Genomic DNA, 12737 nt, shown 5'->3' with positions numbered 1-12737 from the left:
AATAAAAATATACAAATATGAATACAAACTATCTTTGCAAAATAATGCTCCTTAGTCTTTCTCTTTCTGTTATGTCATGTAAAATAAACATGAAAACAGAAACGGTGAATACTAAATCTAGTAATAAAGAAAGCGTTACAGAAAAAAATGAGGAAAACCCGTATGCAGATGCAAATGAATCAAAAAGATTCCAAAGTAATTTTGACGCCTATTTTAAAAGTAATACCCCTTCAAAAGTAGATTTGCCGTATGAAACTGAAGAAGAATACCAAAAGAGAATGCAGTGGTGGAAAGATGCAAAGTATGGCATGTTTATACATTGGGGTTTATATTCCATTTTAGGAGGAGAATACAATGGAGAAATAACACCTAAAATTGCTGAATGGATTCAAAACACTTTAAAAATACCTGGATCTGAATACAAAAAATTAATGGATCAATTTAATCCAAAAGATTTTGATGCAGATGAGTGGGTTTCTGTTGCTAAAGCTGCAGGAATGAAATACATGATAATCACATCAAAGCACCACGATGGATTTGCATTATTTAATTCTAAAGTATCAGCGTATAACGTAATGAACACTCCTTTTAAACGAGATATCATAAAAGAATTAAAAGCTGCATGCGACAAACAAGGAATTAAATTTGGATTATACTATTCGCATGCAATCGACTGGGATAACTCTCAAGCTTATATAGGTGAAGGAGCTTTAAGAGACCGCATGAATTTAGTAGATTTCGATTCAAAAAAGATGGATCGTGCTAAATATCTAAAAGAGAAATCATTTCCACAGCTTCGCGAGATACTAACAAATTATGGTACTATTGATATCATTTGGTTTGATATGGGTAAAGGTTTAGATAACGAAGAAATTCGTGAGTTCGTCAAAATTACCAAAGAATTACAACCCAATATTATTATTAGTTCAAGAATTGGAGATGAAGCAGCTCCTGTAGCAATGAACAAAGACTTATATTTTGACTTTTTCACACCTTCAGATAATTACTTTACAGGAGATCAAATGCCAATACCTTTTGAGATGGCTGGAACTACAAATACATCTTGGGGTTATAGAAAAGACGATCACGAATGGAGAAAACCTAATTTTATTTTAAATTCGTTAATTGCTTCGGCAAGTAGAAATGGAAATTATTTATTAAATGTGGGCCCTATGGCAAGCGGATTGATGCCAGCTGAGCCTGTTAAAAATTTAAAGATTGCAGGATCTTGGTTAAAAGAAAACGGAGAGTCTGTTTATAATACTACGCCCTCCCCTTTTCCATGGAATTATAATTGGGGTTATGTAACACAGAAACCAAATAAAATTTACTTAAATGTTTTTAATTGGCCAAAAAACAACACTATTGAACTAAACGGAATTATCAGTTCTATTGATAAAATACACGTATTAGGCAACTCAAAAAATATTAAATTTAAACAAGATGGACGTTTTCTAACATTAGATTTAGCTGGTGTTTCGAAGAAAGAGTTTGCGACTCCAATAGTAGTTGAATATAAAGATGCTGAATTGAAGATCGATCGAAATCTTTCACAAAACAAAGAAAATAACATCAGCTTAGATAGAATTACAAGCAGCTATATGAAAGATGAAGCGATATCGTCATGGCAGTTTAAAGTTCATACTCCTGGTAAATTCAAAATTAGAATTGTTTCTAATGAAAAAGGAAATCACTCTAAGCCAGTATGGACAGGTTCAGAGCAAACAGGTAGTATTCAAGTAGCAGGTAAAATCATACCCGTATCTCTAAAGAGAGATACTGAAATGATAAACCCTACATTATTTTTCTACAAAGAAATTGGCAGCAATGCAGGTGAAATCGAGTTATTAAAAGCTGGCACTTACACATTACAATTAAAAGGTTTTAAAATAGGTGCTGACAAATGGACTGAAGGATTAGGACTGGAAAAAATTGAATTAATAAAAATTTAAATTTTTTCATAATTTTATTAGCATTCGAAACTTAATAAAATAGTAATTATAAAGTAATACATATCAACAAATGAAAAAAACAATAACAATAACCGAGGTCTTAACTAAAGATGTTCGTTTCCCAACAAGTGATTCTCTAGATGGTTCTGACGCTATGAATCCAGATCCAGATTATTCTGCCGCATACGTAATTTTAAAAACAGACGATCCGGAATTTGAAGGTCATGGTCTAACTTTTACAATAGGTAGAGGAAATGAACTATGTGTAGCTGCAATCGAATCGCTTTCACATTTGATAGTTGGTAAAACATTAGAATCTTTCACTCAAAACATGGGAGATTTTTGGAAGATGATTACCGGTGATAGCCAACTTCGCTGGTTAGGTCCAGAAAAAGGAGTAATACACTTGGCAACAGGAGCGGTCGTAAATGCAGTTTGGGATTTATATGCCAAAGTCGAAGGAAAACCATTATGGAAATTAATAGCTGATATGTCACCTGAGGAATTTGTAAGATGTGTTGATTTTACTTATATCACAGACGCTATTACTCCTGCTGAAGCTTTAGAAATTTTAACAAATAATCAAGCAACTAAGCAAGATCGTATTAACGACCTACTAGAAAATGGATATCCTGCGTACACTACTTCTGCAGGATGGTTAGGGTATAGCGATGACAAAATGCGTAGATTATGTCAAGAAGCAAAAGCAGAAGGTTTCAAACATATGAAAATAAAAGTAGGTTCAGACCTACAAGATGATATGCGTCGTGCTCAAATTATTCGCGAAGAAATTGGTGATGATCTACAATTAATGATGGACGCTAATCAAAAGTGGGATGTCGATGAAGCAATTGAAAATATGGCTTCGTTGAAGAAATTTAATCCCTATTGGATTGAGGAACCTACTAGTCCAGATGATATTTTAGGTCATGCAAAAATCGCTAGAGCGGTTGCACCTATTAAAGTTGCAACTGGTGAGCACTGTCAAAACAGAGTAATGTTTAAACAATTAATTATGGCAGATGCATTGCAGATTTGCCAAATTGATAGCTGCCGTGTTGGTGGTGTAAACGAAATTTTTGCCATCTTATTAATGGCTGCGAAATATAAAGTTCCTGTTTGTCCTCATGCTGGAGGTGTAGGACTTTGCGAATATGTTCAGCATTTATCAATGATTGATTATATCTGCGTGAGCGGAACAAAAGAAGATAGAATAATTGAATATGTAGATCACTTGCATGAACATTTCTTCGAACCAGTTGTAATAAAAAATGGTGCTTACATGCCGCCAAAACAACCGGGATATAGCATTACAATGAAACCAGAATCATTAGCAGCATACACTTTCCCTACAGGAGAAATTTGGACTAAAAAATTAAAAAAAGCATAATATGGTATTCAGTTTAAAAGGAAAGACAGCAATAGTTACCGGCGGAGGAAGTGGAATAGGAAAAGCTATTTCAACGACATTTGCTAGACAAGGTGCACACGTTTGTATTTTAGATTTTAGTACAGATAATGGAAATAACACAGTTTCAGAAATTGAAAAAGAAGGTGGATCAGCTAGCTTTTATCAGTGTGATGTTTCTAATCAAGAACAAATGGAAACTATTTTTGACGAAATCGCTAAAAATAACACCATCAATATCCTAATTAATAATGCTGGAATTGCACACGTAGGAAATATTGAAAACACTAATTCAGAGGATTTAGATCGATTATTCAATGTAAATATTAAAGGTGTTTACAACGGAATGAAAGCGGCAATCTCACACTTTAAAAAACATAAAAGCGGAGTAATTGTAAATATGGCATCTATCGCAGCATCGGTTGGTATATCTGATCGATTTGCTTATTCGATGACTAAAGGTGCGGTTTTAACAATGACTTATTCTGTAGCTAAGGATTATGTAAACGAAGGCATTCGTTGCAACTGTATCTCTCCAGCGCGTGTTCATACTCCTTTTGTTGACGGATTTATCCAGAACAATTATCCTGATAATCAAGCTGAAATGTTCGAAAAACTTTCAAAAACACAGCCAATAGGTCGTATGGGAAAACCAGAAGAAATTGCAAATCTTGCACTGTACTTATGTAGTGATGAAGCATCCTTCATTACAGGTTCAAATTTTCCCATTGATGGTGGATTTGTAACTTTAAATAATTAGAAAAATTAAAAAATAAACAGATGAAATTAATACGATTCGGAACAGAAGGGAACGAAAAAATAGGAATTCAACTAGAAAATAAAAGAATAGACGTAAGTGCATTTGGAGAAGATTACGATGAAAAATTCTTTGAAACTAATGGCTTAGAGCGCTTAAAGGAGTGGCTTAACGTTAACGAAGCTACTTGCACAACGGTTGATGATTCGGTACGTTTAGGTTCACCAATTGGTAGACCATCAAAGTTAGTATGTGTGGGTCTGAATTACGCTAAACATGCAGAAGAAACGGGTGCAAAAGTGCCAACAGAGCCTGTTTTATTTTTCAAATCAACAACGGCGATTGTTGGTCCTAATGACAATGTGATGATTCCTAAAAACAGTTTAAAAACTGATTGGGAAGTTGAATTAGCAGTTGTTATTGGTAAAAAAGCATCTTATGTATCTTTAGAAGATGCTGACGATTATATTGCTGGATATTTATTGCATAATGATGTCTCTGAGCGCGCTTTTCAAATTGAAAAAGAAGGTCAATGGTGTAAAGGGAAAGGCTGCGATACGTTTGCTCCTCTTGGACCATTCTTAGCAACAAAAGATGAAATTAATGATCCTAATAATTTAGAATTGTGGTTAGAAGTTAATGGCAAACGCTTACAACACTCTTCTACATCTGACTTTATATTTAACGTTCAGGAGGTTGTGTCTTATATTAGTCAATTTATGACATTATTACCTGGAGATGTAATTTCAACTGGTACTCCGTTTGGCGTTGGTTTAGGGTTTAAACCGCCAATGTACTTAAAAGCAGGAGATGTAATGAGACTAGGAATTGAAGGTTTAGGAGTTTCTGAACAGAACGTCGTAGCATACAAGTAAATGAGAATAGACTCACACCAACATTTTTGGCATTTTGACCCCGTTCGAGATTCGTGGATCAATGAAGACATGAGTGTTTTACAACGTGATTTCTTACCTAAGGATTTAAAGCCACTTTTGAAGGAAAATAATTTTGAATTCTGCATTGCGGTTCAAGCCGATTCTTCTGAAAAAGAAACAGAATTTTTACTAAATTTAGCTGAAAGAAATAGTTTTATAAAAGGTGTTGTGGGTTGGTTGGATTTATGTTCAGATACTATCGAAGCTCGTTTAGAATATTTTTCAAAATTTGAGAAACTAAAAGGCCTGAGACATATCGTTCAATCTGAGGAAAAGGGTTTTATGTTAAGAGCAGATTTTCAGCGCGGCATTTCGGCATTGGAAAAATATAAATTGACGTACGATATTTTAATTTATCCCAATCAATTAGAAGAAGCAATTTTGTTAGTTGAAAAATTTCCTAATCAACAATTCATACTTGATCATTGCGCTAAACCGTACATAAAAGATGGAAAAATAAAAGTCTGGAAAAGTTTGATTGAGGAATTATCGGCTATTGATAATGTGGCCTGTAAAGTATCTGGTTTAACAACAGAAGCTGATTGGACCACTTGGCAAAAACAGCAATTTGAGCCGTATTTCGAAGCGATTTTTGACTGCTTTGGACCGGAGAGAACAATTTTTGGTAGTGACTGGCCAGTAAGCTTGCTTGCAGGGAATTACTCCACAACGTTGAGTTTAGTTGAAAATTACATTCAAAAGTTTACTAAAAGTAAACAACAACAAATTATGGGACTTAATGCGAAAAATTTGTACGATATAAAAGATTAAAACTATGGATTTAAAGCTAAAAGATAAAGTTATAATAGTTACTGGCGGATCAAAAGGTATTGGCTTTGGTATTTGCAAAGTACTATCTCAAGAAGGCGCTATTCCTGTAATTGTAGGAAGAAATGAAACAGATGCACTTCACGCTGCTACTGAAATAAAAGCAGAAGGTGGTGAAGCGTTTTACGTTGTTGGTGAATTGAATGATAAAGCCGAGTGTAAAAATGCTATTGACAGTATCGTTAAGCAATTTGGAAGAATTGATGGCTTGGTAAACAACGCAGGAGTAAATGACGGTGTTGGACTAGAAAACGGAAATTATGACGATTTTATGCTTTCTATTCAGCGCAATGTAGCACACTACTACGCAATGGCACATCACGCATTACCAGAACTTAAGAAAAGTAAAGGATCAATTGTAAATATTGGTTCAAAAACTTCAGTTACTGGCCAAGGAGGAACTTCTGGATACGCTGCTGCAAATGGTGCGAGAAATGCTTTGACAAGAGAATGGGCTGTTGAATTATTGCCTTACGAAATAAGAGTAAACGCTGTTATAGTCGCTGAATGTTTTACTCCATTGTATAAAAAATGGTTACAAACGTTTGAAAATCCTGAAGAAAAATTAGATGGTATTACGAAGCATATTCCGTTAGGACATCGCATGACTACTGATACTGAAATTGCAAATACTGTTGCTTTTTTACTTTCAGAAACCTCCAGTCACACCACTGGACAATTATTGTTTGTTGATGGTGGTTATACTCACTTAGATCGTGCAATCCAATGATAGAAAAAATTATAAAACAGCCTATAGTTGCCAGAAATGTTTTGGTTCCTTTTATACTAATTACCTCTTTGTTTGCGCTATGGGGAATAGCCAATGATTTGACGAATCCTATGGTATCTGCATTTAAAAAAGTGATGCCTGAACTTTCTAATATGGAAGCTTCATTGGTGCAATTTGCATTTTATTTTGGATACTTTTTTATGGCATTACCCGCTGCCCTATTCATTAGAAAATACAATTATAAATCAGGAATAATAGTAGGCTTGTCTTTATACGCTATTGGAGCTTTTTTGTTTTATCCCGCCGCAGAATATGAGACTTTTACCTATTTTTTAATTTCACTTTGGGTAATGACATGTGGTTTGGCATTTTTAGAGACAACATCAAACCCGCTAATTTTAGCATTAGGAACTAAAGAGACTGCAACTCAAAGATTAAACCTCGCACAAGCATTTAATCCGCTAGGTTCTTTAACAGGAATGATTATCGCACAAGTATTTATTATTGATGCTTTGCGATCAAATGCTTTCACAAAGGAAACCTACCAAGCCTTAACAAGTGCAGAAATTGCTGCAGTTCGTGAAAATGATTTGAGCGTAATCAGTATTCCTTACATTGCATTAGGCGTTTTAGTATTGATTATTATGGCAGCAGTTGCTTTAATAAAATTTCCTAAAATGGAAGAGCAATCTAAAATTTCTTTAGCTGAAACATTTAAAAAATTATCAAAAAATAGTGCCTATTTAAAAGGTGTTTTCGCTCAAATATTCTACGTTGGCGCACAAATTATGTGTTGGACATTTATATTTCAGTATGTAGATAATTTAAATGCTACGTTGCCAGTTACTGAACATTTGACAGCTACGTGGTATAATGTAGCAGCAATGATATTATTTTTATCTGGTAGATGGTTAGGTACTTTTTTAATGAAAAATTCTAATCCTTCTAAATTGTTATTCCTTTTTGGTATCGGTGGTGTTATAACAACCATGATTACGGTATTCGTTGGTGGTCATTTTGGTTTATACTCACTAGTTGCTACTTCATTTTTTATGAGCATTATGTTCCCCACTATTTACGGAATCTCATTAACGAATATGGGTGACGAAGCTAAAATTGGTTCTGCAGGATTAGTAATGGCTATTGTTGGTGGTGCTTTACTACCAGTATTGCAAGGTTATATTTTAGATATTGGTGGACCGGGATTTGATGATTCAAAGATTTTTGGATACATCCCAGAAGTTAATTTTTCGTTTATTCTTCCTATGATTTGCTTAGCAGTTGTGGCATTTTTTGGATTTAAAACTATGAATAATGATAACAGATAGACATTGTTTTGCACTTGACTTAATTGATGATGCAAATTTAATTGAAGAATATAAAAAATACCATGAGTCAGTATGGCCTGAAATTGTCGAAAGTATAAAAGATGCTGGCATTCAAGACCTACAGATTTATCTTGTGGCAAATCGGCTTTTTATGATTATGGATGTTTCAGAAAATTTTTCTTTTGAACAGAAGTCACAATCTGACGCCGCAAATCCAAAAGTACAAGAATGGGAGCACTTAATGTGGAACTATCAGCAAGCACTTCCGCAGGCAAAAAAAGGAGAAAAATGGATGCTAATGGAGAAAATATATCATTTAAAAAAGTAATAGACCAAGATGGAAATTAAAATAAACCCAAAATATCCTTCCGTAACCGACTTAAGAAAAAGAGCAATGGTCAAAATGCCAAAATTTGCTTTTGAGTATTTAGATGGCGGATGCAATGAAGACATAAATTTAGATAAAAATCGTTCTGATCTTCAGAAAATAGAATTAATACCACAGTATTTATCAAAATTTGATAAATCTGATATGCGAACAGAATTATTTGGAAAAACCTATGATGCACCTTTTGGAATATCACCAGTGGGTTTGCAGGGATTAATGTGGCCTAATGCACCAGAAATTTTAGCAAAGGCAGCTTTTGATCACAATGTACCTTTTATTCTTAGTACTGTTACAACATCAAGTATTGAAAGAGTTGCAGAGATAACAGAGGGAAAATCGTGGTTTCAATTGTATCACCCAACAGATGAAAAAGTAAAAGTAGATCTATTGAATAGAGCAGCTCACGCTGGAACAGATGTACTTGTAATTTTAGCGGACGTTCCTACTTTTGGCTATAGGCCAAGAGATGTGCGTAATGGATTAGCGATGCCTCCAAGTATGAGCGTAAAAAATATCTTGGAAGTTTTTACAAAACCGGATTGGGCAATTCAAACATTGATTCATGGCCAACCTGCTTTTAGAACAATGGAAGCGTATATGCCGAAGGGACTTAATTTAAAAAAATTAGGTGAATTTATGGATACTACTTTTTCTGGTCGCTTAAACGAAGATAGAATCGCCGCTATTAGAGATCAATGGAAAGGTAAATTGGTTATCAAAGGTGTAGTAAGTGAAATTGATACACAAAAAGCTATTGATTTAGGAATTGATGGTATAATTGTTTCTAACCATGGCGGAAGACAATTAGACGCTGGGCAGTCCTCTATCGTACCTATGACTCTTCTTGCTCAAAAATATAAGGACCAAATAAAAATCATGGTAGACTCAGGATTACGCGGTGGACCAGATATTGCGAGAGCAATGGCGAGCGGAGCTGATTTTACATTTATGGGTAGGAGCTTTATGTACGGCGTAGGAGCTTTAGGTAAAGAAGGCGGAAATCATACTATATCATTAATGAAACGAGAATTCCAGCAAGTTATGGAACAAGTTTGTTGTGAAAAAGTACAAGATTTGCATAAGTTCATTGCAAAATAAATCAAAGATCTTTCCGGTAAAATGCTAAATGTAATTCAAACAAATAGAATTGTTGATTTGAATATTTAGTGAATTTTTAAAAATTTTAATTAAATATTTTACGCATTAGCGTTAACTGATTTTCTAATCTTTAATTTTAAAAAACACGTCAATATAGTAAGATGAAAATTTTAAAAATAATTGTTTTAGCTTTTTGCACATTTTCGTTGTTTGCTTGCAAGCCTTTAAAGAGAAAAACTTTTGATGATAGTTATTTAACTAGTGCAAATTGGATTATCGAGCAGCAACAAGGTGGAAAAGTAGAATTCAAAAATAAAATTATAGAAATTATAGACGCCAAAGGTTGTACCATTTGGTTTAAACATATATTAACTGGTCCTATACAAATTGAGTATGATGTAACGGTCATTGGCAATAAAGGTCCTTATGATAGAGTATCTGATTTAAATTGCTTCTGGATGGCGAGTGATCCTAAAAATCCAAATGACTTTTTTAAAGATTCGAAAAACAGAAAAGGTTTTTTTCCAAATTATCACGAGTTAAAGCAATATTATGTTGGCTATGGTGGCCACGACAACTCTAAATCCAGATTTAGAAGGTATGACGAAAATAAAGAGCGACCATTATTAGCAGAGCACGATTTAAGTGATAAAAAATTTATGATCGTCCCAAATAAGAAAATTCATGTCACGCTAATTGCTAATAAAAATAAGATTCAATATCTACGCGATGGAGAAGTAATTTTTAACTTAAACGATGAAATGCCATACACAAAGGGCTATTTCGGAATTCGAACAGTGGAAAACCACATGATAGTTGAGAATTTAAAGATTAGTACCATCAAATAATCTTCTATATCTTGTCATAGATAAATTAAATGTATTTCTGTATTTAATAATTGTAATGCACAAACGCTATCAAATTTTTAGTATTTGAGACATCAAACTTGACAAATAATAAAACGAATAGAAATTTTGCCGAAAGCGTTATATAATTCAAGCTAAAGGAAAATTTACAAAGTTCGAAAACGAATAAAAATTATATTAAAATAATTACGACTTACTATTTCTTGTTTTTTAAAACACACATTACATTATGAAAAAAATATTTCTTTATGGACTTTTAGCGCTTTCGATTCCAGCATTTGCTCAAACACCTGAGAAAAATCCAATCATACAAAAACCGAATGTAATATTTATTTATGCAGATGATCTTGGCTACGGCGATTTAAGCTCTTATGGTGCAACAAAAATTGCAACACCACATCTTGATAAATTAGCGAGTCAAGGAGTACGTTTTACTAACGCGCACTCTACTTCGGCTACTTGCACTCCATCTCGTTATGCGCTTTTGACAGGAGAATATCCATGGCGACAATCAGGCACTGGAATTTTACCAGGAGATGCAGCTCTGATTATTCCAACAGATAAAATGAGTTTACCAAAATTATTCAAACAAGCAGGTTATAAAACCGCGATCGTGGGTAAATGGCATTTAGGTCTGGGAGATCAAATCGCAAAAAATTGGAATGCTGAAATAAAACCAGGTCCTAATGAAGTTGGATTTGATTACTCTTTTATATTTCCAGCTACCGCTGATCGTGTACCTACAGTTTTTATGGAAAACCATAGTGTTGTTGCTTTAGATTTAAGCGATCCCATTCAGGTTGACTACAACAACAAGGTAGGAAATGATCCAACAGGGAAAGAGCATCCAGAATTATTAAAATTAAAATCTTCACCAGGCCAAGGTCATGAAAATACTATAGTAAACGGAATTGGGAGAATTGGCTATATGAGCGGAGGACATAAAGCAAGATGGGTTGATGAGGAAGTCTCAACTACATTTTTGGCTAAAGCCAAAAGTTACATCGAAGAAAATCGCGAGAACCCCTTCTTTTTGTATTTTACCCTTACAGAACCTCATGTACCTCGCATGCCAGCAACAATGTTTAAAGGTAAAAGTGGTTTAGGTTTACGAGGTGATGCTATACTTCAACTCGACTGGACCGTAGGTGAAATTATGAAGCAACTAGAATATTCTGGTATTGCAGATAATACAATGGTGATTTTTTCAAGCGATAATGGCCCAGTACTAGATGATGGATATCAAGATGAAGCAGTGACACAATTAAATGGACATACGCCAAACGGAGTATTACGCGGTGGAAAATACAGTGTTTTAGAAGCAGGAACGAGAATACCTTTTATATTGACTTGGCCTAAAATTGTTCAACCAAGAATTTCATCAGCGATGATAAGTCAAATGGATTTATTAGCTTCTTTTTCTAGTTTATTAAATCAATCCATTCCTATAGGAGAAGCGCCTGATAGCGAGAATACCTTAGATGCGTTCCTTGGAAAATCAGATAAAGGAAGAAGCGTACTAATTGAGCAAGGTGGTAATGTTCTGGGATTAGGTGGAACATTAGCTATCATAAAAGAAAACTGGAAATTCATACCTGCAAACGACGGTATTCCGTATGATAAATTAATTGACATTGAAACTGGTAATTCATCTGTTCCTCAACTTTACAATTTAAGTACAGATTTAAGTGAAAATAATAATCTTGCTAAAAAATATCCAAAGAAAGTTAAGGAGTTAGCGGCACTGCTTAAAAAAGAAACTAGCAGATAACATATTAGAAACCAAACTTAATATACTAAACTCTTCAAATCAATTTTAAATAATTGTTTGAAGAGTTTTTTTTTTATTTATATTTTAAATTTTGGATTTTCACTTTAGATTAGATTTTTAAAATTATAGTATTCACACTTAGTTTTCACGTAGATTCCAACAATTACTATTTGAATTTCAAGAACACACGAACGATTCGAACTTTAAATTAAAAATGCAATAGTTCTAAATCTTTAAGACCATTAAATTCCTTCTATTAATTTTAAATACATACTAACATAACTATAAATATTAGAGTGTACTTTAATGTACGCTAATAGTTTTTTAAATACAATTTGAAACAATTACGATCCTGTCAATAATATGTTTTTTCACCATTTAAACACACAGAATTACCACTAACAATATCAAATATTCAGAGATATTTTAATTTCTTAATAAAATCATAATATTTTTTGATTTAGTGAGCTGAATAAAAAATGAAAAGGATATTATTTTTATGCTATTTTTTCAGAAAAAATTGATGATTATGAAAAGTAATGCCAGAACTACAAAAACAGTACTATTGAATAATAAAAACAATATGTGTAATTTATAACTATATTCATAATCAATAATACTCAAAATTGTCAGAAAAAAAAGAGTATTCATATAAATATCAGACTAATTACCAATT

Annotated in this window: 11 protein-coding genes; all 11 read left to right on the top strand. The window is 33.5% G+C overall.

Annotated features, from left to right (window positions below; translation table 11 throughout):
* Positions 1 to 89: 89 nt before the first annotated feature.
* The 11 genes from RCH19_RS08990 to RCH19_RS08940 all read left to right on the top strand — a co-directional run bounded on the left by RCH19_RS08990 (position 90) and on the right by RCH19_RS08940 (position 12061).
* The gene (locus tag RCH19_RS08990) at positions 90 to 1952 is read left to right on the top strand and encodes an alpha-L-fucosidase (protein ID WP_170151330.1); all 1863 of its coding nucleotides are present in this window, start codon (positions 90 to 92) and stop codon (positions 1950 to 1952) included.
* 70 nt (positions 1953 to 2022) lie between these two features.
* Positions 2023 to 3342, top strand: coding sequence for an L-fuconate dehydratase (locus RCH19_RS08985; protein WP_343022938.1), 1320 nt, complete (start codon positions 2023 to 2025; stop codon positions 3340 to 3342).
* Between the two features lies 1 nt (position 3343).
* Positions 3344 to 4120 carry a glucose 1-dehydrogenase gene (locus RCH19_RS08980; protein ID WP_343022937.1) on the top strand — a complete coding sequence of 259 codons (777 nt, stop codon included), beginning with the start codon at positions 3344 to 3346 and terminating at the stop codon, positions 4118 to 4120.
* A 20-nt stretch (positions 4121 to 4140) separates the two neighbouring features.
* Positions 4141 to 4992 carry a fumarylacetoacetate hydrolase family protein gene (locus RCH19_RS08975; protein WP_343022936.1) on the top strand — a complete coding sequence of 284 codons (852 nt, stop codon included), beginning with the start codon at positions 4141 to 4143 and terminating at the stop codon, positions 4990 to 4992.
* The gene (locus tag RCH19_RS08970; protein WP_343022935.1) at positions 4993 to 5823 is read left to right on the top strand and encodes an amidohydrolase family protein; all 831 of its coding nucleotides are present in this window, start codon (positions 4993 to 4995) and stop codon (positions 5821 to 5823) included.
* A 4-nt stretch (positions 5824 to 5827) separates the two neighbouring features.
* Entirely contained in the window at positions 5828 to 6610 is a 783-nt protein-coding gene (locus tag RCH19_RS08965) for an SDR family oxidoreductase (protein WP_343022934.1), read from the top strand.
* Complete coding sequence (gene fucP / locus RCH19_RS08960; protein WP_343022933.1) at positions 6607 to 7938, top strand: L-fucose:H+ symporter permease; 1332 nt, start codon at positions 6607 to 6609, stop codon at positions 7936 to 7938. The genes RCH19_RS08965 and fucP overlap by 4 nt, the downstream gene beginning before the upstream one ends.
* Positions 7925 to 8266 carry an L-rhamnose mutarotase gene (locus tag RCH19_RS08955; RefSeq protein ID WP_343022932.1) on the top strand — a complete coding sequence of 114 codons (342 nt, stop codon included), beginning with the start codon at positions 7925 to 7927 and terminating at the stop codon, positions 8264 to 8266. The genes fucP and RCH19_RS08955 overlap by 14 nt, the downstream gene beginning before the upstream one ends.
* Before the next feature lie 9 nt (positions 8267 to 8275).
* Entirely contained in the window at positions 8276 to 9424 is a 1149-nt protein-coding gene (locus tag RCH19_RS08950) for an alpha-hydroxy acid oxidase (protein ID WP_343022931.1), read from the top strand.
* A 161-nt stretch (positions 9425 to 9585) separates the two neighbouring features.
* The gene (locus RCH19_RS08945) at positions 9586 to 10272 is read left to right on the top strand and encodes a DUF6250 domain-containing protein (RefSeq protein WP_343022930.1); all 687 of its coding nucleotides are present in this window, start codon (positions 9586 to 9588) and stop codon (positions 10270 to 10272) included.
* Between the two features lie 247 nt (positions 10273 to 10519).
* On the top strand, positions 10520 to 12061 hold the full coding sequence (locus RCH19_RS08940) for an arylsulfatase (RefSeq protein WP_343022929.1): 1542 nt from the start codon (positions 10520 to 10522) through the stop codon (positions 12059 to 12061).
* The last annotated feature ends 676 nt before the right edge of the window (positions 12062 to 12737 follow it).

It is taken from the genome of Flavobacterium sp. PL12 (genome assembly GCF_039123485.1).
Lineage (GTDB): Bacteria > Bacteroidota > Bacteroidia > Flavobacteriales > Flavobacteriaceae > Flavobacterium > Flavobacterium weaverense.
This window is presented reverse-complemented; position numbering and strand designations above follow the sequence as displayed.